Here is a 23,017-nt window from a genome sequence, read left to right on the forward strand (position 1 = left end):
GTTCCCCCACGAAAAACCATTGGCAGCCCCAACGGTTCATGCGTATCGTTGGGTCATCCAATGAAACCGGTCGCGGTGCGACCGCCCTTCCCCGGAGGTGACGGCCCGTGCGCCGTGTCCGCTACCACGCCTACGGCGGCCCCGAGGTCCTGCGCCTGGAAGAGGCCGCGGACCCGACACCCGGCCCCGGCGAACTCCTCGTCCGCACCGAGGCGATCGGCGTCACCCTGCCGTCGGTGCGCCGGGTGCGCGGCGACGGCAAGGGCGGCGGCGACCCCCTGCCCGGCGTGCTCGGCGGCGAGATCGCGGGCGAGGTGATCGCCCTGGGCCCGGACGTCACCGACGTCGCGGTCGGCGACCGGATCACCTCCCTCACCTTCACCGGCTCCTACGGCGACCTGGCCCTCGCCCCGGCCGCCCTGGCCAGTCGCATCCCCGACGGCGCGAGCGCGGTGCAGGCCGTCGCGTTGGTGCGCAGCGGGCACGTGGCGCTGGCCGCGCTCAGCACCGCCGCACCGTCCCCCACCGAGTCCGTACTGATCACCGGGGCGGCCAGCGGCACCGGCCACCTCGCCGTCCAACTGGCCAAGCTCCAGGGCGTGTCGCGGGTGGTGGCCGCGGTCAGCTCGCCGGCCAAGGCGGAGTTCCTGTACGGGCTGGGCGCCGACGACGTGGTCACCTACGACCGGGAGTCCTGGGGCGAGCCGGTCGACGTCGTGCTGGACGGGGTGGGCGGGGACCTGCTGCCGCGGGCGCTGGCCGCGCTGGCTCCGGGCGGGCGGCTGGTGTTCTTCGGCTCCGGCGGCGGCACGGTCCCGGCGTACGAGCTGCTCGCCGGCGCGAAGACCATCACCGGGCTGACCATGCGGCGCTTCGCCAGCGTGCACCGCACGCGGTACGCGCAGCACCGGTCGCAGTTGTGGGAGCTGGCCACGGCCGGCCGGCTGCGCGCCGTGGTCCACGCCGAACTGCCGTTGGCGGACGCCGCGAAGGCCCACGCGATCATCGAGGCGCGGGCCAACCTCGGGAAGGTGGTGCTCAGGCCGTGACCGGCCGGGGCCGCGGCCCCGGCCGAAGCGGGCGCACCGGCTCCGCCCCACCGGTCCCGCACGGCGCACACGGCGCAGCGCTTCCGGCCCGGGAGAGTGAATTCCGGGCCGGGCGCGGAGAACCGACGCAGGCTCCTTGTCGCGCTCCCCGCACGGCAGTAGCTTCCGTCGCATCTGCACATAGGACGTTGGATGTCCTGATGACCCGACCCGATGCCTCGAAGGGCAGGCCGGACCATGACGTCAGATCTCCGCGCGCACCCCCGCCCCCGCCGCAGACCCCGGCGCCGCCGCGCCCCGTCCGCCGTCGCCGCGCTCACCGTCGCCGCGCTCACCGCCCTGGCGACCGCGCCCGCCCGGGCCGCCGCCGACGCCCCGTCGGGCGGCTTCGCGCAGCAGGTCCTCTTCAAGGCGGCCCACGAGAACGGCTACGCGTGCTTCCGTATACCCGCCATCGTGCGAACCGTCCGCGGCACCCTGCTCGCCTTCGCCGAGGGCCGGGTGCACGACTGCGGGGACGCCGGCGACATCGACCTGGTCCTCAAGCGCTCCACCGACGGCGGCCGGACCTGGGGCCCGCTGGAGGTCGTCAACCACGGCGACGGCGACACCCACGGCAACCCGGCACCGCTGGTGGACCGCCGTACCGGTCGGATCGTCCTCGCCGAGACCTACAACAAGGGCCGCACCGACGGCCTCAGTTGCGACGTCCCCTGCGACCGCACCCCGCACCTCCAGTACAGCGACGACGACGGCGCCACCTGGTCCGCCCCCCGCGACCTGACCCGCAGCATCCGCCCGCGCCAGTGGAACTCCTGGTACGCCACCGGGCCGGTGCACGGCATCCAGCTCGCCCACGGACGGCACGCGGGGCGGCTGGTCTTCGGTGTCAACGCCGAGAGCTACGCGGGCAACCGGATCACCGCCAACCACGCCGCCCTCGTCCACAGCGACGACGGGGGCGCCACCTGGAAGGTCGGCGCGCTGGACAGCTGGCCGATCGCACCGGACGGCACCTTCCGGCAGAAGCCGTCGGAGATGACCCTCCTGGAGCGCTCCGACGGCTCGCTCTACGTCAACGGCCGCGACCAGGACGGCACCGACCTCGGCAACCGCACCGCCGCGGTCAGCCGGGACGGCGGCGACACCTTCACCACCCCCTTCCGCGCCATCCCCGACCTCTACGCCCCGATGGTGCAGGCGTCGGCGCTGCGCCTGCCCCGCTCGACCGGCGCCGGCGGGCCCGGCCGCACCCTGCTCGCCGCCCCCGCCGACCCCGACCGCCGCCGGACGATGACCATCCGGTCCTCCTACGACGAGGGCCGCACCTGGGAGGGCGTGGACCGGGGCGCCCGGGTCACCACCGACTGGTCCGGGTACTCCGACCTGGTCGCGATCTCCCCCACCGTCACCGGCCTGCTCTACGAGGGCGGTGCCTCCGACGCCCGGGACGAGATCCGCTTCGCCCGCTTCACCGAGCAGTGGCTCGGACCGCGCCGCGGCCCGGACCCGACCACGCCCGACCGGGCCCGCGGCGCCCGGCCGGCGCTGGTGCTCGGCGGGGCCCGGCTCACCGACGGCCCGTTCGGCCGCGCCCTGTCCTTCGACGGCACCGACGACGCGGTGCGCCTGCCCTACCGCGATGCGCTCCCGCTGGGCCGCGCGGACTTCACCTGCACCCTGTGGTTCCGCTACCGCGCCACCACCGGCGAACAACCGCTGCTGTGGATGGGCGGCGTGGGCAGCCGGGCCCCGCAGGTCGCCGTCGAGGGCGATCCGGCGCACGGCCGGATCACCGCGCGGCTGACGGCGGTCGACGGCGCCCGGCCGCCGGCCACCGCCCAGGTCTCCGGCGTCGGTGCCGCCAACGACGGGAAGTGGCACCACGTCGCGGTGCGCCGGGCGGGCGGCCGGCTGCTGCTGACCGTGGACGGCACCGCGACCACCAGCAGCGCCGACGTCCCCGGGTCGGTCAGCCGGACCACGACGTTCGGCGTGCACCTGGGCCAGCGGCCGGACGGCCGGGCCCAGTTCACCGGGGCGCTGGCGGAGGTCCGCGTCTACCGACGGGCCCTGACCGACGCCGAGCTCTCCCGGGTGCGCGTCGACGACGCGTCGGTGGCCGGCCCGTTGGTGCTCGGGCTGCCGCTGGACCGGGTGGCGGGCGGCCGCTGAGCGGCCCGGTCGGGTCCGGCCCCGCCGGACCCGACCACCGGCCGCCCCTCGGCGTCCACCTGTGCCGCGTACCGCTTGGCGAGCACCGCACACACCATCAGCTGCATCTGGTGGAACACCATCAACGGCAGCACCGCCAGCCCCGCCTGGGCGCCGAACAGGACGCTGGCCATCGGGAGCCCGGCGGCCAGGCTCTTCTTGGAGCCGGCGAAGGTGATCGCGATCCGGTCGGCCCGCGGGAAGCCCAGCTTCCGCGCGCCGTACGAGGTCAGCGTCAGCATGACCGCCAGCAGTACCGCCTCCACGCCCACCAGGCACAGCAGCCGCAGCGGGGAGATCTGGTGCCAGATGCCCTGCACCATGCCGGCGCTGAACGCGGCGTAGACGACCAGCAGGATCGAGCCGCGGTCGACGTAGCCGAGGACCTTCTTGTGCCGGGTGAGGAAGCCGCCCACCCAACGCCGCAGGACCTGTCCGGCGACGAACGGGAGCAGGAGTTGGCAGACGATCGACACCAGGGAGTGCGCGGAGAAGCCGCCGCCGTCGCCGTGCAGCACCAGCCCGGCCAGCAGCGGGGTGAGGACGATGCCCACGATGCTGGAGAACGAGCCGGCGCAGATCGCCGCCGCGACGTTGCCGCGGGCGATGGAGGTGAAGGCGATGGAGGACTGGACCGTCGACGGCACCAGGCACAGGAACAGCAGGCCGGTGTACAGGGCGGGCGGCAGCACCAGGGGCACCAGGCCGCGCGCGGCCAGGCCGAGCACCGGGAAGAGCAGGAACGTGCAGGCCAGGGTGGTGAGGTGGAGGCGCCAGTGGCGCAGCCCGTCCATCGCCTCCCGGGTGGAGAGCCGGGCTCCGTAGAGGAAGAACAGCAGGGCGACGGCCCCGGTGGAGGCACCGTCCGCCGCGGTGGCGGCGGCGCCGCGGGCCGGCAGCAGGGCGGCCAGCCCGACCGTGCCGAGCAACGCGAGGATGTAACCGTCCACGGGGAGCCAGGAGGGCAGGCGGAAAACAGGGCGGCGCATGGTCTCTCTTCGGGGTCGACGACTCACGGACGGTGGTATGGACGGTGCCCTCTCCAGACTGCCGGGCGGAACGGCGATCGGGAACCCCTCTCACCGTGGTCACTGTCATCATGAACTGCGATAATGACCGCGGTAACGGGTAGCGCCGCCACGACGGTCGCGCGCGGCGGGACGGTGGGGACGCGTCGAGAGGGAGGCGTCACCGGTGTTCGAGCCCGCGCAGCTGCGCACGTTCCTGGCCGTGGCCCAGACGCTGAGCTTCACCCAGGCCGCGCACCGGCTGGGGCTGCGCCAGTCCACGGTGAGCCAGCACGTGCGCAAGCTGGAGGACGCCGCCGGGCGGCGGTTGTTCGCCCGGGACACCCACGCCGTGGAGCTGACCGAGGACGGCGAGGCGATGCTGGGGTTCGCGCGCACCATCTTGGAGGCCAACGAACGGGCGGCGGGCTTCTTCGCCGGGACCCGGCTGCGCGGGCGGCTGCGCTTCGGCGCGTCCGAGGACTTCGTTTTGACCCGGATGCCGGAGGTGCTGGAGGGGTTCCGGCGCGACCACCCCGAGGTCGACCTGGAGCTGACCGTGGAGCTGTCCGGCACCCTGCACGAGTTGCTGGCGGCCGGTCGGCTCGATCTGGTCCTGGCGAAACGGCGGCCGGAGGACCGGCAGGGCCGGCTGGTGTGGCGGGACCGGCTGGTGTGGGTGGGCGGCGAACGGCTGCGCCTGGACCCCCGGCGACCGGTCCCCTTGGTCGTTTTCCCGCCACCTGCGGTGACCCGGGCGCGGGCCCTGGAGGCGCTGGAGGGCCAGGGCCGGCAGTGGCGGATCGCCTGCACCAGCGGAAGCCTGAACGGGCTGATCGCGGCGACCCGGGCGGGGCTGGGCGTGATGGCCCACACGCTCGGGATGATCCCGCCGGGCCTGGTGCGGATACCGGCCCGGGCCGGGCTGCCGGAGCTGGGCGGGGTGGACTTCGCACTGCTGCACGGGGAGCGCGCGGGGGCGGCGCGCGGCCCGGCGGAGGCGCTGGCCGAGGCGATCCTGGCGGGCGGCGACCGGCTGCAGATGCCGTAGCTCCCCGAGATCTCCCGGGAACCTCCCGCGGATCGTCGCAGCAGCTGGGAGGGGGTTTCCGGGCCGCTCTGACGTTGCGACAGATGCAGAGATTCGGTGCAGATCCGGTCCCGACCCGGTGTTCGTCCGGGCACGGATGGACCGGATATTGTCCGCGGTTACCCCAAGTAACCCGATTTCCCTGCCTGGCCGGTTCCGGCTACTCACCCGGCACGGCGTGGTAGCGCACTCCCGCCCACCGCCCCTGTGGGGTACGGTCGCGGCCTTGTGAGGAGCACCACGAGGAGCTGGGCAATTGCGCGAGTTCACCGTCCCCCCTTTGGCGACCGCGCCCCGGGTCGGCGGGCTGGCCGACTCGGTGTACGACAACGCGGAAACCGACCCTGGACGGACCGCGCTGGCACGTAAGGACGCCGCGGGGCAGTGGCAGAACGTCACCGCCGAGCAGTTCCGCGACGAGGTCATCGCGCTCGCCAAGGGCCTGCTCGCCGAGGGCGTGCGGTTCGGCGACCGGGTCGGCATCATGTCCCGCACCCGCTACGAGTGGACCCTCTTCGACTACGCCCTGTGGTCGATCGGCGCCCAGTCCGTCCCGCTCTACCCGACGTCGTCGGCGGAGCAGGTCTTCTGGATGCTGCACAACGCCGAGGTCTCGGCCTGCCTGGTGGAGCACGAGGACCACGCGATGACCATCGGTTCGGTCATCGGCAGACTCCCCCAGCTGCGGAAACTGTGGCAGTTGGACGCCGCCCCGGTGGCCGAGCTGACGGCGGCCGGCGCGCACATCGACGACGAGGTGGTGCACCGGCACCGGATGGCGGTCACCCCGGAAGCCGTCGCGACGATCATCTACACCTCGGGCACCACCGGCCGCCCCAAGGGCTGCGTGATCACCCACGCCAACTTCATGGCCGAGGCGGACAACATCGTGCTGCGGTACGACAAGGTCTTCCGCTCCAAGCCCGGCGACGAGGCGGCGACCCTGCTCTTCCTGCCGCTGGCGCACGTCTTCGGCCGGATGGTGCAGGTCGCGGCGGTCCGTGGCCGGGTCAAGCTGGGGCACCAGCCGGAGCTCGCGGCCCGTGCGCTCCTGCCCGACCTCCAGAGTTTCCGCCCCACCTTCATCCTCGCGGTGCCGTACATCTTCGAGAAGGTGTTCGCCGCGGCCCGGCGGCGCGCGGAGACCGACGGCAAGGTCGGCCCGTTCGACAAGGCGGTCGAGGTCGCGGTCCGCTACGCGGAGGCGCTGGAGCACAAGGCGTTCGGCACCGCCTCCGGCCCCGGCGCCGCCCTGCGGATGCAGCACCAGCTCTTCGACAAGCTGGTGTACAGCAAGGTCCGCGACGCGATGGGCGGGCGGGTGCGGCACGCGATGTCCGGCGGCTCGGCCATGGAACGCCGGCTCGGCCTGTTCTTCGCCGGCGCCGGCGTCCGGATCTTCGAGGGCTACGGCCTGACCGAGAGCACCGCGGCGGCCGCCGCGAACCCGCCGGAGCGGACCCGGTTCGGCACCGTCGGCACCCCGATCCCCGGCACCACCGTCCATCTCGCCGAGGACGGCGAGATCTGGCTCTACGGGGGCCAGGTCTTCCAGGGCTACCACAACGACGCCAAGGCCACCGACGCGGTGCTGCACGACGGCTGGTTCGCCACCGGGGACCTCGGCGCGGTGGACGAGGACGGCTACCTGACGATCACCGGCCGGAAGAAGGAGATCCTGGTCACCTCGGGCGGCAAGTCGGTCTCGCCGGTGCCGCTGGAGGAGCGGGTGCGGGCGCATCCGCTGGTCGCCCAGTGCATCGTCGTCGGCAACGACCGGCCGTTCGTCGCGGCGTTGGTGACGCTGGACCCGGAGGCGGTCGCCCACTGGCTGACGATGCGCGGCAAGCCGGAGATGCCGCCGCGCGACCTGGTGCGCGACCCCGACCTGGAGACCGAGGTCCGGCGCGCCGTGGTCGCCGCCAACACCCTGGTCTCCCAGGCCGAGTCGATCCGCACGTTCCGGATACTGGCCCATCAGTTCACCGAGGAGCACGGGCTGCTGACGCCCTCGCTCAAGCTCAAGCGCAAGGCCATCGAGACGGCGTACGAGGCGGAGGTGGACGCGCTGTACCGGGGGTGAGCCGGGGCGGGCGGACCCGCGGGCGAAATCCTTCCGCGTGCGCGGGAATGTCCGAGGACGGATGATCGTTGTCGGCACAGAACACGAAAACCGACGTAAGGATCGAATCCCCCGTGAGCACGGTTCCGTCCATCACGCTCAACAACGACGTCACGATGCCCCAGCTCGGTTTCGGTGTCTGGCAGATCCCCGACGACGAGGCGTTCGCCGCCGTCGGCCACGCCTTGGAGGCCGGGTACCGCAGCATCGACACCGCGGCCATCTACGGGAACGAAGAGGGCACCGGCAAGGCGCTCAGCGCCTCCGGCATCCCGCGCGAGGAGCTCTTCGTCACCACCAAGCTGTGGAACTCCGAGCAGGGCTACGACGCCACCCTCCGCGCGTTCGACGCCTCGCTCGCCAAGCTCGGGCTGGACTACGTCGACCTGTACCTCATCCACTGGCCGCTGCCCTCCCGCGACACCTACGTCGACACGTACAAGGCGTTCGAGAAGATCTACGCCGAGGGCCGCGCGAAGGCCATCGGGGTGTCGAACTTCCTGCCCGCGCACCTGGAGCGGCTGCTCGGCGAGACCTCCGTCGTCCCGGCGGTCAACCAGATCGAGCTCCACCCGCAGCTCCAGCAGGGCGAGTCCCGCGCCTTCCACGCCCGGCACGGCATCGCGACCGAGGCGTGGTCGCCGCTGGGCCAGGGCCGGGGCCTCCTGGAGGACGCGACGATCGCCAAGATCGCCGAGAAGCACGGCAAGACGCCGGCCCAGGTGGTCCTGCGCTGGCACCTCCAGCTGGGCAACGTCGTGATCCCCAAGTCCGCCACCCCCTCGCGGATCCGGGAGAACTTCGACGTCTTCGGCTTCGCGCTGGACGACGCCGACCTGTCGGCCCTGGCCGGCCTGGACTCCGGCAACCGCCTCGGCCCCGACCCGGCCGCGTTCGACGTGGTCTGAAGGCTCCGACCCGGCCGCGTTCGACGTGGCCCAGTGGCTCAGTGGCCTCACGGCCCCGCAGCGGCGCCGTCCGTCCCGTCCGGGGCGGGCGGCGCCGCCGCGCGTCCGCGGTCCCGGGTGCCGGTCGGCGCGGCGAAGCGGCGGCGTGAGCTGGCCGGACGCCGCCCCGAGTGGCGGGGGCGGCGGGTGGCGGCAAATGTGGAGAGGGGGCGGCCGCAGCCCGACCGGCCGCCGGGCGCTGCCGCTGGGCAGCTGACACTCCGCGCCGAGGAGGCACCGATGCCCGACGTCACCACTCCCTACGCACCCGGGACACCCTGCTGGGTCGACCTGGCGGCCCCCGACCAGAAGGCCGCCATCGACTTCTACTCCGAGCTCCTCGGCTGGCGCGGGGAGGTCGGCCCTCCGGAGACCGGCGGCTACGCGGTCTGCCACCTGAACGGCAGGCCGGTGGCCGGCATCATGGCCGCGGTCGCGATGGGCGACCAGCCCGCCCCGCCGACCGTCTGGACCACCTACCTGGCCAGCGCCGACGCACAGGCCAGTCAACGGTCGGTGGAGTCCGCCGGCGGCACCGTGCTGATGCCGGTCATGGACGTGATGTCGCTGGGTCGGATGTTCATCGCCGCCGACCCCACCGGTGCGGTCTTCGGCGTCTGGCAAGCGGTCGACTTCCCCGGTGCCGGTGTCGTCAACGAGGCCGGCGCGCTGATCTGGAACGAGCTCAACACCTCCGACCGGTCGGCCGCCTCCGCCTTCTACCGCGCGGCCTTCGGCATCGAATCCGCCACGTTGGAGGGCGTGGAGCACTACTACGCGCTCCAGGTGAACGGGGGCGCCGTGGGCGGCATGCAGCCGATGCCGGAGCACCTGCCGGCCGACACTCCCTCGCACTGGCTGACGTACTTCGCGGTGGCGGACCCGGACGCGGCGGTCGCCAAGGTCACCGCCGGCGGCGGCAACGCGATCGTGGAGCCGTTCGACATGGTCGCCGGCCGGATGGCCGTGCTCACCGACCCGCAGGGCGCGGTCTTCGCCCTGATCCGCCCCAAGCCGATGGGGTGAGCGGAAGCGGTGGCCCCGCCGGTGCCGGCACCTCGCCGGTGGAGGCGGGGCCACCGCCGGTGCCGTCGCGACGTCCCGGCCCCCGCACGAGGCGGGTGCCGGGACGGAACGGCGGCGCGAGCCTCACAGGCCGCCGACGCCGACGCCTTCGTTGCCGTTGGAGCCGACGCCGCCGACCCCGACCGTGCCCCTGGCGCCCACGCCGCCGACGCCGACGCCGTGGTCACGGCTGCCGTCGCCGACACCGCCGACCCCGACGCCTCCGCCGCCTCCGTCGCCGCCTTGCGCGTGCTGGGTGACGGCCGCAGGGGCCTGGGGCCGGTCGGGCGCGGCAGTGGCTATGCCGGTGCTCAGGAATCCGGTGACGGCGGTGGCGGCCAGTACCGTGGCAATCGAGCGGAACATGATCAAACCCTTTCGCTGCCCCCCTCTTGTCCCGCTCATCCTCATCGCGGTCGGGGGGTTCCGCCGGTCGGTGCGGGCCATCGCGGTGACATCGCCCGGTGTGGGTTGCGCTCCGAAGGCGCTCCGCACCGCCCTACGGGGAAGGGGCCCGAGGCCGTGCACGGGCCCGCTCCGGCGCTCCGTCACGCGGGCCCGACGAGTGCCTGCACGCCGTCGAGGACGCGTGCCAGGGCGAAGTCCAGGGGGTCGGCGGGGTCGGGGGTGAAGGCGCCGGCGTCGATGGCGCGGGTGAGGTGCGGGAAGCGGTCGGCATGGCGGGTGATCAGCTCGCCGGTGAGACGGTTCCACTCCTGGTCGTGCTGCTGGTCGAAGTCGACCTGTTCCTGGGCCACGGTGCGGACCAGGCCGGCGACCAGGACGAAGATCCGGTGCTGCTGGGCGGCGGGCAGGCCGGTGGGTTCGAGGGCGGCGAACGCGGCGTCCAGCCAGCCGAGTTGGTGCGGCCCCATGGCCTGGCGACGCAGTGCGGTGGCGGCCAGCAGCCAGGGGTGCGCGCGGTACACCTGCCGGGACAGGTGGGCCCACCGGGTGATGCGGGACCGCCAGCCGCCCGCGACCGCGGAGAGGTCCGGCGCCGGGGCGAGGACGGACTCGATCATGAGCTCGACGAGTTCGGTCTTGCCGGGCACGTAGCGGTAGAGCGCCATCGCGGAGAGGTCGAAGGCGGCGGCGACCTTGCTCATGGAGACCGCGGCCAGGCCCTCGGCGTCCGCGAGGGCCACCGCGGCCTCGGCGATCCGTGCCGGCGTCAGGCTCGGCTTCGGTCCGCGGGTCGGCTGATCCTGCTCGCCCCACAGCAGCGCGACGCCCGCGCGCAGGTCGCGGGCCTTGTCCTTGGCCATCTCGACTCTTCTCCTCGTCCCGGTCGGCGGGCCCGTTGACGCGCCGCAAGAACTGTATATACCTTAAACGCATCTGCTGACGCACTAAACAGTTTAGGGGATCAACCATGCTTGTCGCCGTCGCCGCCACCGTCGCCGCCCTGGCCGCCCCCGTCGCCGGCCTGCTGGGCCACCGGCGGCTCAAGCGCACCGCCAACGCCGGGAAGATCCGCATCACCGGCCCGAACGGCATCGACGAGGCGGGGTTCGTGCGGATCGGCGGCATCGACCAGTGGGTCTCGATCCGTGGCGAGGACCTCGCCAATCCGGTGGTCCTGGAGGTCCTGGGCGGCCCGGGCGCGTCCAACCTGGTGTTCCTGCCGCGCACCCACGTGTGGGAGCAGCACTTCACGCTCGTGCGCTGGGACATGCGCGGCGCCGGTTTCACCTTCGCCGCCGGCGGCCCCGACGGGCAGGGCGAACTCAGCCTCGAACGGCTCCACCGCGATGCGTTGGAGGTCACCGAGTACGTCCGGACCCGGCTCGGCGTGCCGAAGGTGCTGCTGGTCGCCAACTCCTTCGGCACCGTGCTCGGCCTGCGCCTGGCGCGCAACCACCCCGAGCTGTACTCCGGCTACGTCGGCACCGACCAGAACATCGTCGACGGCGGTCGCGAGCGCGCCGCGTACACCGCCGTGGTGGACCGGCTGCGGACGGCGAGAAAGCGGAAGGAGCTGGCCGCCGTGCTGGCGATGGGCGCCGACCGGCGGGCCTGGACGGTCCGGCAGTTCGCCGAGTTCAACAAGCTGGTCCTCACCAGCGACCCGCTGTCCTACGACACCATGAAGACCGTCGTGTTCCGCTCGCTGTGGTTCTCGCCCCTGCACACCCTGCGCGGCCTGCGGGCCTACCTGAGGGCCATGAACTTCTCCGAGCGGCTCCAACTCCAGGCCGCGACCGTCGACGAACGCGCCGAAGGCACCACGTTCGCGATCCCGTTCTTCCTCTTCCAGGGCGACGGCGACGTGCTGACCCCGCCGGGGCCCGCCCGCCGGTTCTTCGACGACGTCAGCGCGCCCCACAAGGAGTTCGAACTGATCCGCGGCGCCAGCCACTTCGCCGGCTTCCGGCACCCGGACCAGTTCCTCGACCTGATGCTCACCAAGGTCCGCCCGGCGCTCGCCGCTCCGCCACTGGCCGCCTGACATCCGCACGACACCAGTGGCGGAGCGCGGCCCGTCGACGCCGGAACGGGCCGGACGTCGCAGCCGTCCGCGCCCCGTCGTCGGCTACGGCTCCAGGGCGCGGGCGGTGTGGACGGTCTGCGCCGAGAGCAGGAAGACGTCCGGGCGACGGGTGATGCCGGCGGGGTCGTGGGGGTCGGTGAGCCGGGTGAGGGTGGTGACGTCCTCGGGGTCCAGTTGGTCGCCGTACTCCTCGGTGGCGCGGCTGAGATTGGCCTGGATGTAGTGGCGGGCGTCCTCGCCGAGCGGCGCCGGCAGGTCCAGCAGGAAGCTGCGGGTGCACGGCGTGCGCAGACCGGCGTTGGCCAGGAAGGCCGGCCAGTCCTCCAGGACGTCGGTGGCGTCGGGCAGGGCGGCCCGCATGTCGGCGAACCAGTCCTCGGCGGCCGCGTCCAGGCGGGCCTGGAGTCCCGGGCGGCCGATGCCGATGTCGCGCGGCAGGAAGCGCGGCGCGAGGCCGCCCTCGCAGACCGCGAGCAGTCCGCCGGGCCGCAGGTGGCCGGCGAGGGCCGCCACCGCACCGCGCTGGTCGCCGACGTGGTGCAGCGCCTTGCTGGACCAGATCAGGTCGGCGCCGCCGAGCGGATCCAGGCCGTGCGGTACCTCGGCGCAGTGGGTGTGGATCCGGTCGGCCAGCCCGAGCCGCTCGGCGCGGGCCCGGGCCCGGTCCAACAGGGCCTCGGTGGCGTCCACCGCGCACACCTCGGCGTCCGGGAAGGCCAGTGCCAGCAGGCAACTGACCACGCCGGGGCCGCTGCCGACGTCCAGGATGCGGCGCACGGGCGCCGACCCGCCATCGGGAGCGCCGGGGACGTCGGAGGCGTCGGGACCGAGCAGTTCGCGGAGCCAGGCGGCGGCCTGCTCGTAGAGCGGGGTCTGGACCTCGGCGCCCCGTTCGAGGTGCGGACCGAGCACCCCCCAGTCGATGGTGGTGCCGTCCTGGCCGGCGTGGGAAGCGTGGTGGCCCGGGCTCGAAGGGCGCGGCGGGTTCGGGGAGAGGTGCCCGGGCACGGGGTGGTCGTGACTGCTCATGGCATCGAGCCTCCGGTACGGGGTGGGTGCCGGCAAGCGGCCGGGCCGGCGGCCCGTGCGCGGCCCCTGGTTCCGGCCGGGGACGGGATCACCGTAGGGTCTTGGCCTGTGGGTACTCCGGGATGGATGCCGCCGACGGAGACCGAGCGGCGGCTGTATGAGGCGACGGCGCGTGGGGACGGGGACGGACAGGTCGCGGCGATCGCCGGTGAGGATCTGTACCTGGCAGTGCCGCAGCAGGGTCAGGAACCGCTGCCCGTCTACCACGATCCGGTGGCGGGCGGTAAGTGCATTCCCGTGCTGACGCGCGGCATGCTGCCGCCGTGGGAACCACAGCGACTTTTCGACCGCGTCACCGTCGAGGAGCTGGCCCAGGACTGGCCCCACGACAAGTGGCGACTGGCCGTCAACCCGGGCACCCCGTACGCCTCGTACCTGTCCGCGACGCCGGCCCACCGCGCCGGCTGGTTGCGGATGCGGGCGCAGGTCGGGGCGCGGCCGGGCGGGCTCCTGGTGACCCTCCCCCCTGGCCTGCACGGCATGGGCGGTGCCCCCGCCGGGGGGCCGCTGCACGGTCCGGTGGCGCGGGGGCTGGCCTGTGGGGCCCCGCTCGCCGTGCACCACAGCGTGCCCTGGAACGAGTTGGGGACGGCGTTCCTGGACTACTCGACGGACGCCGAGACGCTGCGCGCCCAGTGGTCGGTGGGCGACCCGGTGAGCTGGCAGCAGCGGTTCGAGCAATTGCTCGGCGGGCAGTTCGTGCCGGCGGAGACCGAGACGGCGCTGCGCGCCCGCGCCCGGTCACGTGCCGGGGCCGGGGCGGAGCCCACCGGGGACGCGGCGGCCGACGGCGGCGCCGCGCCCGCGGTCCCGGAGCTGGTCGGCCGGTACGAGGAGCGGTTCCGGGCGGACGGGCTGCTGCCGGCCGGCGGTCGGGTGGTGTCGCTGGTCGCGCTGGACCTGGCGCACGCCGTGGGCCTGGTCCGCTGGGGCCTGGGCGCGCGGTGGTGCGCGCCGCCGCAGGCCGAGCAGGCGGTGGCGCGGGTGGCGGCGCGGGCCGCGGAGGTCTACGGCTCGTGGGAGGAATTCGCCACGGGCTACGCGCTCGGCCGGGTGCTGGCGTTCGACAACGGCTGGTTCGGACCGGCGTACGGCGAGACGGTGCACCTGCACCGGGTGCTGACGCAGGATCCGGCGTCGCCGTGGCGGACGCTGCCGTTCGCCTGACGGGGCCGGGGTCACGCCCCCGGGTGGGACGTCGGCCGGCGGCTCGCCGACGGGCGGCGTACCGGGGCATGATGCAGGACCGGGACCGGACGATGCCGGACCGGTACGGCACAGAGGACGGATGGGCGATGGACGGGAGCGGTATGGGGGGCGTCGCAGGGCGGCGGGCGGCCGGCGCGACGGGGGTCCGGCATGGGGGCTGAGACCGCACCGTCCGCGTCCCCGGTACGGACCGGAGCGCGGCGCCCGCCCCGCCGACCGCGCTGGAAGCGGTACCGCACGGCGTTGCGCCGCACGCCGCTGTCCGTGTGGCACGACGACGTGACGGACTACGCGGCGAGCCTGACGTACTACTCGGTGCTGGCGCTGCTGCCGTCGGCGATCCTCACCATCTCGCTGATCGGATTGGCCGATCCGGCCGGTACCGAGCAGTTGATCAACCGGCTCAGTTCGCTCGCGCCGGCCGAGTCGGGGGCGACCGTCCGGCACGCGCTGGTGGTGATGGCACACCAGCGCACCGCCGCGTGGGTGGTGGTGGGCGGTGCGACGGTCAGCGCGCTGTGGTCGTCGTGCAGCTATCTGGCGGTGTTCCGGCGGGCCCTGCACGCCATGCACCGGACGAAGGACGACCGGCCGCCGTGGCGGAAGGCGCCGCGGATCATCGTCACCGCGCTGCTGCTGATGGCGCTGTTGATCTGCAGTGCGGTGGCGCTGCTGGTGAGCGGGCCGGTGGCGACGGCGTTGGGGCGCGCGCTGGGGTTCGGCGAAGCGGGCGAGACGCTGTGGAACGTGCTCCAGTGGCCGCTGTTGCTGGTGCTGGCGACGGTGCTGGCGATGGTGCTGTTCCGATCCGGGCCACCGCACTCCCGCGGGGTGCGACGGGCCGGGCCGGGCGGGGTGCTGGCGGTGCTGCTGTGGCTGGTGTCATCGGCGGGTTTCGCGTTGTACGCGTCGTACGTCGGCACGTTCAACCGGCTGTACGGGTCGCTGGCGGGGCCGGTGGTGTTCCTGATCTGGCTGTGGTTCTCGAACCTGTCGCTGCTGTCGGGCGCGCAGTTCAACGTGGAGCTGGCGCGGGCCGGACGGGTGATCGGGCCGCGCCGCCCGAGCTGACGCCGGAGCGTTCAGAGCCCGCCGTGTCCGGCGGCGATCTCCTCGATGCGGCGGGCCAGGCCGAAGTCGAGGTGGGTGATCCGACCGCCGGCGCTGTGGGTGTTGACCGCGACGGTGAGCTGGTTGTACCCCAGGGTCAGCTCGGCGTGGTGGCCCAACTCCTCCTGGATCTGCGCGATGTGGATGACCATCGCGGCGGCCTGGAAGTGGCGGTCGAAGCGGTAGCTGCGGTTCAGCCGGTCCTCGTCGAGCGTCCAGCCGGGCAGGTCGAGGAGGCGGTCCTCGATCTCCGCGTCGTCGAGTGGTACCACCTGCGCGCCCATGTCGCCTCCCGCCGTGTGCCGGTCACCGCCGCTGGAGCGCGGCAGTTACAGCCTGGCACGCCGGGGGCGGTTCCGCGTCCGGCAACGGGGTGCGGCCCGTGGCCCGCCGCGCGTCGCGGCCACCCCGACCTCCCGAGTTACCCCGGGTAATGCCTGGCAGGTCGGCTACCGTCGGCGCCATGACGACTGCCACGGCGTTCGCGCCGGAAACCACGGGTGTGGGCACCCTGTTGCGCGAGTGGCGCGACCGGCGCCGGATCAGCCAGTTGGAACTGGCACTGCGCGCCGACTCCTCCGCCCGCCACATCAGCTTCATCGAGACCGGCCGCGCCCGTCCGAGCCAGGAGATGGTGCTGCGGCTGGCCGAACACCTCGACGTGCCCGTCCGCGAACGCAACGCCCTGCTGATCTCGGCCGGTTACGCCCCCGCCTTCCCGGAGACCCCGTTGGACGACCCGTCGATGTCCGCCCTCCGGGCCGGCATGGACCGCCTCCTGGCCGGCTACGAGCCCTATCCCGCCCTGGTGGTCGACGGGACGTACCAGGTGCAGGCGGCCAACCGGGGCATCGGCGTACTGCTGGAAGGCGTCGATCCGGAACTGCTCCGCCCGCCGATGAACGCCATGCGGATCACCCTCCACCCGCGCGGCATGGCGCCCCGCATCCGCAACTTCCCGGAGTGGCGGGAGCACCTCTTCGCCCAACTGGACCGGCAGTTGGCGCTCATGCGGTCGGCACCGCTGCGCGCGCTCCACGACGAGCTGCGCTCCTATCCGATGCCGGACGGCGAACACCGGGCGGCGGCCGCCGGCGAACACCCGCCGTTCGCCCTGCCACTGGTGATCGAGCACCGCGGTGCGGTGCTGTCCTTCCTCTCGACCATCACCACCTTCAACACGCCGATGGACGTGACCGTTTCGGAGCTGGCGCTGGAGGCGTTCCTGCCGGCCGACCCCGAAACGGCCGCGCACCTGCGCGACGTCGCCGGGTGAGGGAGGCTCAGGCCGCCGGGACGCGGTCCAGGAAGCCCAGCACCGACACGATCCGGCCGTCCTCGGCGAGGCGCACCACGTCGAAGCCGGCGACCGGCGCCGACCCGTCCGGCGCGACCAGTTCCCACCCGAACCGGGCGATGTCGTGGTGGCCGTCCACCGCTCCGAGCGGGCGGAACACGAAGCCCGGGAACTGCTGGTGCGCCCCGGCGATCAGCGCCGTGAGCCCGTCGTGGCCGGCGACGTCGGCCAGCGGGTCGGTGTAGGTGGCCTGTGCGGTGAAGGCCGCCGTCACGGCCCGGGCGAGCGCCCCGGCCTCGGTGGCGTTCCAGGCCGCGAGGTAGCGCTCGGCGGCGGCCGCGTGGTCGACGGCCGGCACGGGAGCGACCTGCTGCACGTTCTGCGACATCACGAACTCCTGGTGGTTGGCGGCGGAGGCGTCCGGTACGGACCCGGCGCCCGTCCGACGCGCGTTCCGGAACGGATCCGGCGGACAGGTGGCTGACGGAGTGTCAGCAGCGATCCACGGGCCGGAGTGCGCCGGCCCGTGAACCGATGCCCCGACTCTGCCGGAGCGACGAGGGCCGGTCGATTACTCGAAAGGTAATGCCCCTGGTCGCAGCGGTGCGGCCAGGGGCAGGAGTCCGGGCGGGACGCCGCGGCGGGGCGGTCAGTCCGCCGCGGGGCCGGTGCGCGCGACCGGGTCCGCCGGGGCAGGCTCGGCGGGCTCCGCGGGCTCCGCGGGGGCTTCCCCGGCGGCGTCCGAGCGGCGTCCGCGGCCCGTCGACCGGCGGGCGGCCATCAGCGCGTACACCAGGATCCCGGCGAAGAGGAACAGCACGCCCTGGTAGATCGCGGCGTAGCCGGCGCCGGCCACCAGCCAGAAGGTGAAGCCGAAGGCGACCAGCGCGAGCGTCATGTCGCGGGCGAAGCGGCCGGGGCGGACCCGGTCGCGGCGGCCGGTGAGCAGGAAGTAGATCTGCGCGCCGGCGGCGAGGAGGTAGGGGACGGTGGCCGAGAAGGTCGTGATCAGCACCAGGATCTCGAAGACCCCGCCGCTGCCGGTGAAGTAGTTGATCACGGTCAGGGCGCTGGCCAGCACCGCGGCGGCCAGCACCCCGAAGGTCGGCACCCCGCGCCGCTTGGTGAGGAACGCGGCCGGGAAGAGGCCGTCCTTGGCGGCGGCGTACGGGGACTGCGCGCTCATCAGCGTCCAGCCGTTGAGCGCGCCGATGATGGAGATCACCGCGGCGGCCGCGATGAGCGTTCCGCCCCAGTGGCCGCCGAACATCGCGTCCACGGCGTCGGAGAACGGCGCCTTGGAGTGGACCAGCTTGTCGTGCGGGACGGTGCCGAAGACCGACGCGGTGCCCAGGAGGTAGACCACGGCGGCGCCGATGGTGCCCAGGACGGTGGCCCGGCCGACGTTGCGCTCGGGGTCGCGGACCTCGCCGGCGCTCATCGCGGCCGACTCCACGCCCACGTAGCTGTAGAGCAGGATCGCGGCCGCCGCGGACAGCCCGCCCAGGGTGCTGCCGCCGCCCTCGTGGAACGCCCCGAGCTTGTGCGGGTCGAAGAAGAACAGGCCGACGACCGCGATGAACAGCAGCGGCACGAACTTCAGGACCGTGGCGACCAGTTGGACCGCGCCGACGTAGCGGGTGCCCGCGAAGTTGGCGAGGGCCGGCAGCCACAGTGCGCCCAGCGCGACCATCAGGTCGACGCCGCGGGAGGCGTGGCCGGGGAAGAGCACGTGGACGTAGCCGACGGCGGCCACCGCCAGCGCGGCGTTGCTGACCCAGGTCATGGTCCAGTACGACCAGGCGGAGAGGAACCCGGCGAAGTCGCCGAACGCCTCGCGGGCGTAGACGTAGGGCCCGCCGGTGTCGGGATGGCGCTGGGCGAGCCGCCCGAAGACCAGGGCGAGGGAGATCGCGCCGAGGGTGAGGACGCCGAAGGCGACCAGGCTGATGGTGCCGAAGGGGGCGACCGAGGCCGGCAGCAGGAAGATGCCGCCGCCGATGATGTTGCCCATGACCAGGGCGGTGGCCGTCAGGAGGTTCATCCGGAACGGACGCTGTGCTGATGGTTGCAGGTCAGAGGCGGCAGGGGTGGCCTCTGCAGTGGGATCGCGATGCATGGTGGTGTGACGCGTCTCTCATCGTGCGGGCTCGCCGGGGTGCCGGCTGAGCCCATGGTCACCGGCCGCACGCAACCACTCAAAATCGCCGCGAATCGTCCTGTCGAAGCCGCTCGCCGGGCGAATTTCTTCGGCGGCGCCGCCCGGCTACCGAACGGTCCGCCGGAGTGGCACAACGTGTCGTCGCTGGTCAGGAGAGGGGAGGTCCCGCCGGTGCCGGGAGCCGAGGGTCAGCCGGTGAACCGGTCGACCGGCTCCGGTCCCGGCTCCGACCCGGGCTCGTGACGCGGGCGTTCCGTCCCGGCGCCGACGGGCAGGTGCGGGCCGTGCGCCTCCCGCAGCCAGCGGCGCAGCACCTGGTGGACCTGCTCGGCGCCGGTCAGGGGCGTGCCGTCGGCAACCGGTGGGGTCAGTTCCGCGGGCCACAGCAGGAAGGGCCGGCTCTGCGGACCGCCCAGCCCGCCGTGCGAGCCGATCTGCTCCTCGAAGGCGTGCACCGCGCCGGTCGCCGGCTCGCAGACAGAGTTGATCATGAGGTCGGCGACGTGCGGGAACCGGTCGGTGCGGCGGACCGCGGCGGCCGCACCGGGCCCGAAGGGCGCCAGCGGATCGGCGCCGATCACCCGCCCGCCGTCGAGGTGGTGCTCGCCGCCGTCCGGCCCCAGCACCACCGGGCCGTGCGCGGCCGAGCGCACCAGGACGAAGCCGATGCCCGGGTGGCCGGCGAGCGTGTCGAGCAGCGCCGGGTGCCGGCGGTCCAACTCCTCGCGGGTGATCCGGCCGGGGACGTCCGGGAAGGACACCAGACCGAGGTTGCCGGAGGCCAGGACGACCGGCTGCGCACCGCGCCGGTCCCCGTCCGACGGGCCCTCGGGCCGGCCCAGCGCCGCCCGCGCCGCCTCCCGGGCCTCGGCGCCGCTGGGGGTGCGCCCGGCCCGCCCGCGGACCGGCAGCCCGCACCCGGCGCGGACCAGGTCCCCCAGGGTCAGCCCGTAGCGGTCCCGGAAGGTCGCGCCGGGGCTCTGGCCGTGGTCGGAGAGCAGCACGATGCGGTACGGCCGGGGCGCGTGCCGGGCGGCCTCGGCGATCAGCGCGATGCACCGGTCCAGGCGGCGCAGCACCTGGTGGGTGTCACGGTGCGCGGGCCCGGAATGGTGGGCCACCTCGTCGTAGGCGACCAGGTCGGCGTAGACGGCGGTGCGGCCCGCCAGCAGATCGCCGACGACCGCCGCGACCACCACGTCCCGCTCGACGACCGTCGCGAAGGCCCGGATGACCGGGTACAGGCCGCCGCGCCCCACGCGCGGGCGCTCGCGGCGGCAGCGGCTGCGCAGCGCCTGCCCGATCTCCCGCAGGACGTCGGCGACGAACGAGACCGCGGTGCGGGTGGCGTTCGCCGGGTCGGAGAAGTAGGCGAAGTAGCCGGCCCGGGAGCGGTTGCGGCGACCGCGCCGGGCGGCCACCGACATCACCAGGGCGACCTGGTCGGCGCCGCCGCTGAAGAGGTTGCCGCGGCTGGCACCGTCGTGCGCGAGCAGTCCCTCGTCGCCGGTGCGGGCGACGGCCCGGCGTTGGAGCTCGGCGGCGCTGCTGGGCCGGTTGCTGACGATGAGGCCGCCGCTCTCCTTCTCGTACCAGCGGAAGGCGGGCAGGTCCTCGTTGCTGCCGTGCAGGAGGGCGAGCTGACTGGCACCGGTCTGACTGGACCAGTCGGTGTGCCACGGGGTGAGCCGGTGACTGGTGTCGATCCAGCGGGCGACGGTCGGCATCAGCGGCTGCTCACCACGGGTCGCCGCCTGGAGGACGTCGTGACCGACGCCGTCGATCTGGAGGAAGACCGTGCCCGGTGTGGTGGGTCCGCGGTCCGCGCGGGCCCGCCTGCCCCGCCGTCCGGCCAGCCGCACCAGGCGCCGCCGGTACGCCTCGTCGTTGCGCACCGCCAGGAAGGTGGAGGTCGCCGACGACGCCGCGGACATCACCGCCGCGACGATCACCGCGGTCTCCGGTGTGCTCCGCCCCCGACCGGCCGTCATCACGTCCAGCGCGACCAGCAGCAGCGAGCCGTTGAGGAAGAACACCAACAACCCGAGCACCAGCGCCGGCACCAACAGCAGCGCACGCACCAGCAGCGGCCACACCAGGGCGCTGAGCAGGCCGAACGCGCCGGCGCCGAGCGCCGCGGTGAGCGCGGTGCGGGTGAGGCTGTCGCCGCCGGCGGCCTGGAGCCGGAAGTCGGGCAGCACCGCCGCCAGGGCGAGCAGGGTCAGGCTGGAGACCCCCCAGACGGCCAGCACCCTCAGGAGAGCGCCGCCCAGGGCCTTCCACCGCGCGGTCCGCACGCCGTCCCGTCCTCCGCACTCCGGCCCACCGCACCGGCCGGGCGGGCATTCCGGCCAAGGGTGTCATCAAACCGGTCGGGTGTCATAAAGCGGGCGGCGACGAGCGGGTGGGGGGCGGGACGGCCACCGCGCCTACGGGCGACACCGGCTTCCCGGGGGACCGGGGCTCCGCTTCCCCGGCGATGGGGGAGGATCGGTAGGGATCGAAGCGGGGACGGCCGGCTCCGGAGCGGAGCGACCGCCCGCACATCCGACGCCGGGCGGCGAACGCCCCGGCCGGACCGGGAGGTGGACGGAGCGTGTCGCTGGAGGTCACCTGGTGGGGACATGCCACGGTGACGGTCGAGGATTCCGGTGTGCGGGTACTGACCGACCCACTGTTCGTGGCCCGGCTCGCCCACCTGCGGCGCCGACGCGGCGCCCTGCCGCCGCCCGAGGCGGCCCGCGCCGACGTGGTCCTGATCTCCCACCTGCACGCCGACCACCTGCACCCGGCGTCGCTGGCCCGGCTCGCCCCCGGTACCCGACTGGTCGTGCCGCACGGCGCGCCGGCCGCCGTCCCGGGGCTGCGCCGGGTGGCGGCGGCCAGGCGCCTGCCCCTCATCGAACTGCGGCCGGGCGAGGAGTGCCGCATCGCCCCGACGACCGAACCGCCTCCCGCGGACCCCGGGGCCACCTCCCCGGACGGCGCGTCCGCACCGCGCGCCCTGACCGTCCGCGCGGTGCGCGCCGCGCACGACGGCCGGCGGCTGCCCTACGGCCCGCATCGCGTACCGGCCCTCGGCTACGTCCTGCACGGCGCGGCCCGCACCTACTTCGCCGGCGACACCGGCCTGTTCGAGGAACTGCCGGACGAGGTCGGGCCGTGCGACCTGGCGCTGCTGCCGGTGGGCGGCTGGGGCCCGTTCCTCGGCCACGGCCACCTGGACGCCCGCCGGGCCGCGGTGGCCGCCGCCCGACTGGCGCCGTGCAGCGCCGTACCGGTGCACTACGGCACCTACTGGCCCCTCGGTCTGGACGCGGTGCGACCCCACGAGTTCCACGCGCCGGGCCAGGAGTTCGAGCGGCAGGCCGGGCTGCTCGCCCCGGGGGTCACGGTGCACCGGCTGGCGCACGGCGAGTCCGTCCGCCCGAGGACCCGCCGATGACGGCCGCCGGCACCCTGGCCGGGGCGGCGTGGGCGGACGGCCTCCACCAGGTCGTCGCCCACGTCCCGCCGGAGTCGACCCAGCAGGCGGTGGGCTACCCGTCGCTGTTCCTCCTGGTGGTGCTGGGCTCGCTGGTGCCCGTCGTCCCCACCGGTGCGGTGGTCAGTTCGGCCGCGGCGGTCGCCTTCCACCACAGTTCGCCGCTGGCGCTGCTGTTCGTCTTCGTGGTCGCGTCGGGCGCCGCGTTCCTCGGGGACCTGGGCCTGTACTGGCTCGGGCGACGCGGCGTCCGCTCCCGCAACGGCTCGCGCTGGCTGGCTCGGCTCCGGGCCCGCGCCGCACCGGAACGCCTGGCGCAGGCGCAGCAGCGGCTCCGGGAACACGGCGTGCTGGTCCTGGTCCTGTCCCGGCTGGTCCCGGCCGGCCGGATCCCGGTCATGCTGGCCTGTCTGCTCGCCGCCATGCCGCCGCGGCGCTTCGCCCGCGGCGACCTGCCGGCATGCCTGGCCTGGGCGGCGACGTACCAGTTGATCGGCGTGCTGGGCGGCTCCCTCTTCCCCGAGCCCTGGCAGGGCGTGGCCGCCGCGATCGGCCTGACCGTACTGTTCGGCGCCGCACCGGCCGTCTGGCGCCGCCTCCGCCCGGCACCGGCACCGGCACCGGCGGTCGGCGAGGAGCGAACGGCCGACGGGAACGGCTGAGGGAACGGTCGCGACGG

At 74.1% G+C, this 23,017-nt stretch carries 20 protein-coding genes; 12 read left to right on the top strand and 8 right to left on the bottom strand.

Features of this window, described 5'->3' with window-relative positions; translation table 11 throughout:
- Nucleotides 1-107: 107 nt before the first annotated feature.
- Both ACJ6WD_RS02710 and ACJ6WD_RS02715 read left to right on the top strand, forming a co-directional pair.
- Entirely contained in the window at nt 108-1,049 is a 942-nt protein-coding gene (locus tag ACJ6WD_RS02710) for a zinc-binding alcohol dehydrogenase family protein (RefSeq protein ID WP_407615063.1), read from the top strand.
- A gap of 237 nt (nt 1,050-1,286) precedes the next feature.
- Complete coding sequence (locus ACJ6WD_RS02715) at nt 1,287-3,224, top strand: exo-alpha-sialidase (RefSeq protein ID WP_407615064.1); 1,938 nt, start codon at nt 1,287-1,289, stop codon at nt 3,222-3,224.
- On the opposite strand, the gene ACJ6WD_RS02720 is transcribed toward ACJ6WD_RS02715, so the two are convergent.
- Nucleotides 3,110-4,252, bottom strand: coding sequence for a bile acid:sodium symporter family protein (locus ACJ6WD_RS02720; RefSeq protein ID WP_233656301.1), 1,143 nt, complete (start codon nt 4,250-4,252; stop codon nt 3,110-3,112). The genes ACJ6WD_RS02715 and ACJ6WD_RS02720 overlap by 115 nt on opposite strands.
- Nucleotides 4,253-4,457: 205 nt before the next feature.
- On the opposite strand from ACJ6WD_RS02720, the gene ACJ6WD_RS02725 reads away from it, so the two are divergent.
- The 4 genes from ACJ6WD_RS02725 (at nt 4,458) to ACJ6WD_RS02740 (ending at nt 9,455) form a co-directional block, all read left to right on the top strand.
- The gene (locus tag ACJ6WD_RS02725; RefSeq protein ID WP_233656299.1) at nt 4,458-5,321 is read left to right on the top strand and encodes a LysR family transcriptional regulator; all 864 of its coding nucleotides are present in this window, start codon (nt 4,458-4,460) and stop codon (nt 5,319-5,321) included.
- A gap of 295 nt (nt 5,322-5,616) precedes the next feature.
- Nucleotides 5,617-7,443, top strand: a complete 1,827-nt coding sequence (locus tag ACJ6WD_RS02730; protein ID WP_233656296.1) for a long-chain fatty acid--CoA ligase — start codon at nt 5,617-5,619, stop codon at nt 7,441-7,443.
- A 113-nt stretch (nt 7,444-7,556) separates the two neighbouring features.
- Nucleotides 7,557-8,390, top strand: coding sequence for an aldo/keto reductase (locus ACJ6WD_RS02735; RefSeq protein WP_038523026.1), 834 nt, complete (start codon nt 7,557-7,559; stop codon nt 8,388-8,390).
- A gap of 279 nt (nt 8,391-8,669) precedes the next feature.
- Complete coding sequence (locus ACJ6WD_RS02740) at nt 8,670-9,455, top strand: VOC family protein (RefSeq protein ID WP_233656295.1); 786 nt, start codon at nt 8,670-8,672, stop codon at nt 9,453-9,455.
- Between the two features lie 123 nt (nt 9,456-9,578).
- Here ACJ6WD_RS02740 and ACJ6WD_RS02745 read toward each other — a convergent pair whose 3' ends face one another.
- Together ACJ6WD_RS02745 and ACJ6WD_RS02750 are read right to left on the bottom strand one after the other, a co-directional pair.
- Nucleotides 9,579-9,860: a hypothetical protein gene (locus tag ACJ6WD_RS02745; RefSeq protein WP_020931318.1), complete on the bottom strand. Its 282-nt coding sequence runs from the start codon at nt 9,858-9,860 to the stop codon at nt 9,579-9,581.
- Between the two features lie 182 nt (nt 9,861-10,042).
- Nucleotides 10,043-10,762: a TetR/AcrR family transcriptional regulator C-terminal domain-containing protein gene (locus tag ACJ6WD_RS02750; protein WP_331249626.1), complete on the bottom strand. Its 720-nt coding sequence runs from the start codon at nt 10,760-10,762 to the stop codon at nt 10,043-10,045.
- 107 nt (nt 10,763-10,869) lie between these two features.
- On the opposite strand from ACJ6WD_RS02750, the gene ACJ6WD_RS02755 reads away from it, so the two are divergent.
- Nucleotides 10,870-11,946 (top strand): alpha/beta fold hydrolase, encoded by a 1,077-nt coding sequence (locus ACJ6WD_RS02755; RefSeq protein WP_407615065.1) that lies wholly within the window; start codon nt 10,870-10,872, stop codon nt 11,944-11,946.
- A gap of 84 nt (nt 11,947-12,030) precedes the next feature.
- Here ACJ6WD_RS02755 and ACJ6WD_RS02760 read toward each other — a convergent pair whose 3' ends face one another.
- Nucleotides 12,031-13,017, bottom strand: a complete 987-nt coding sequence (locus tag ACJ6WD_RS02760; RefSeq protein WP_233656292.1) for a trans-aconitate 2-methyltransferase — start codon at nt 13,015-13,017, stop codon at nt 12,031-12,033.
- Between the two features lie 126 nt (nt 13,018-13,143).
- On the opposite strand from ACJ6WD_RS02760, the gene ACJ6WD_RS02765 reads away from it, so the two are divergent.
- Entirely contained in the window at nt 13,144-14,244 is a 1,101-nt protein-coding gene (locus tag ACJ6WD_RS02765; protein WP_407615066.1) for a DUF1266 domain-containing protein, read from the top strand.
- A gap of 192 nt (nt 14,245-14,436) precedes the next feature.
- The gene (locus ACJ6WD_RS02770) at nt 14,437-15,357 is read left to right on the top strand and encodes a YihY/virulence factor BrkB family protein (protein WP_233656289.1); all 921 of its coding nucleotides are present in this window, start codon (nt 14,437-14,439) and stop codon (nt 15,355-15,357) included.
- A gap of 11 nt (nt 15,358-15,368) precedes the next feature.
- Here ACJ6WD_RS02770 and ACJ6WD_RS02775 read toward each other — a convergent pair whose 3' ends face one another.
- A complete protein-coding gene (locus tag ACJ6WD_RS02775; protein ID WP_376556410.1) occupies nt 15,369-15,680 on the bottom strand; it encodes a 4a-hydroxytetrahydrobiopterin dehydratase in 312 nt (103 codons plus the stop codon).
- 179 nt (nt 15,681-15,859) lie between these two features.
- On the opposite strand from ACJ6WD_RS02775, the gene ACJ6WD_RS02780 reads away from it, so the two are divergent.
- Complete coding sequence (locus tag ACJ6WD_RS02780; RefSeq protein ID WP_165479671.1) at nt 15,860-16,672, top strand: helix-turn-helix domain-containing protein; 813 nt, start codon at nt 15,860-15,862, stop codon at nt 16,670-16,672.
- Nucleotides 16,673-16,679: 7 nt separating this feature from the next.
- Here the strand turns inward: ACJ6WD_RS02780 and ACJ6WD_RS02785 are convergent, their stop codons facing one another.
- From ACJ6WD_RS02785 to ACJ6WD_RS02795, 3 genes are all read right to left on the bottom strand, one after another.
- Entirely contained in the window at nt 16,680-17,081 is a 402-nt protein-coding gene (locus ACJ6WD_RS02785; RefSeq protein ID WP_233656287.1) for a nuclear transport factor 2 family protein, read from the bottom strand.
- Nucleotides 17,082-17,342: 261 nt separating this feature from the next.
- Nucleotides 17,343-18,737: an amino acid permease gene (locus ACJ6WD_RS02790; protein ID WP_233656285.1), complete on the bottom strand. Its 1,395-nt coding sequence runs from the start codon at nt 18,735-18,737 to the stop codon at nt 17,343-17,345.
- Nucleotides 18,738-19,042: 305 nt separating this feature from the next.
- Nucleotides 19,043-21,151: a phage holin family protein gene (locus ACJ6WD_RS02795; RefSeq protein WP_331249631.1), complete on the bottom strand. Its 2,109-nt coding sequence runs from the start codon at nt 21,149-21,151 to the stop codon at nt 19,043-19,045.
- 299 nt (nt 21,152-21,450) lie between these two features.
- On the opposite strand from ACJ6WD_RS02795, the gene ACJ6WD_RS02800 reads away from it, so the two are divergent.
- Entirely contained in the window at nt 21,451-22,299 is an 849-nt protein-coding gene (locus tag ACJ6WD_RS02800; protein ID WP_407615067.1) for an MBL fold metallo-hydrolase, read from the top strand.
- Nucleotides 22,296-23,000 (top strand): DedA family protein, encoded by a 705-nt coding sequence (locus ACJ6WD_RS02805; protein ID WP_233656279.1) that lies wholly within the window; start codon nt 22,296-22,298, stop codon nt 22,998-23,000. Before ACJ6WD_RS02800 ends, ACJ6WD_RS02805 begins: the two co-directional genes overlap by 4 nt.
- Nucleotides 23,001-23,017 lie beyond the last annotated feature (17 nt).

The organism is Streptomyces sp. VTCC 41912 (genome assembly GCF_045799175.1).
Taxonomy (GTDB): domain Bacteria; phylum Actinomycetota; class Actinomycetes; order Streptomycetales; family Streptomycetaceae; genus Streptomyces; species Streptomyces albulus_C.

Coding starts and splice junctions, on each gene's coding strand:
- ACJ6WD_RS02780 (WP_165479671.1), top strand. CDS start 15,860: ATGACGACTGCCACGGCGTTCGCGCCGGAAACCACGGGTGTGGGCACC.
- ACJ6WD_RS02745 (WP_020931318.1), bottom strand. CDS start 9,860: ATGTTCCGCTCGATTGCCACGGTACTGGCCGCCACCGCCGTCACCGGA.
- ACJ6WD_RS02805 (WP_233656279.1), top strand. CDS start 22,296: ATGACGGCCGCCGGCACCCTGGCCGGGGCGGCGTGGGCGGACGGCCTC.
- ACJ6WD_RS02755 (WP_407615065.1), top strand. CDS start 10,870: ATGCTTGTCGCCGTCGCCGCCACCGTCGCCGCCCTGGCCGCCCCCGTC.
- ACJ6WD_RS02790 (WP_233656285.1), bottom strand. CDS start 18,737: ATGAACCTCCTGACGGCCACCGCCCTGGTCATGGGCAACATCATCGGC.
- ACJ6WD_RS02785 (WP_233656287.1), bottom strand. CDS start 17,081: ATGTCGCAGAACGTGCAGCAGGTCGCTCCCGTGCCGGCCGTCGACCAC.
- ACJ6WD_RS02750 (WP_331249626.1), bottom strand. CDS start 10,762: ATGGCCAAGGACAAGGCCCGCGACCTGCGCGCGGGCGTCGCGCTGCTG.
- ACJ6WD_RS02765 (WP_407615066.1), top strand. CDS start 13,144: ATGCCGCCGACGGAGACCGAGCGGCGGCTGTATGAGGCGACGGCGCGT.
- ACJ6WD_RS02770 (WP_233656289.1), top strand. CDS start 14,437: ATGGGGGCTGAGACCGCACCGTCCGCGTCCCCGGTACGGACCGGAGCG.
- ACJ6WD_RS02760 (WP_233656292.1), bottom strand. CDS start 13,017: ATGAGCAGTCACGACCACCCCGTGCCCGGGCACCTCTCCCCGAACCCG.
- ACJ6WD_RS02720 (WP_233656301.1), bottom strand. CDS start 4,252: ATGCGCCGCCCTGTTTTCCGCCTGCCCTCCTGGCTCCCCGTGGACGGT.
- ACJ6WD_RS02775 (WP_376556410.1), bottom strand. CDS start 15,680: ATGGGCGCGCAGGTGGTACCACTCGACGACGCGGAGATCGAGGACCGC.
- ACJ6WD_RS02740 (WP_233656295.1), top strand. CDS start 8,670: ATGCCCGACGTCACCACTCCCTACGCACCCGGGACACCCTGCTGGGTC.
- ACJ6WD_RS02715 (WP_407615064.1), top strand. CDS start 1,287: ATGACGTCAGATCTCCGCGCGCACCCCCGCCCCCGCCGCAGACCCCGG.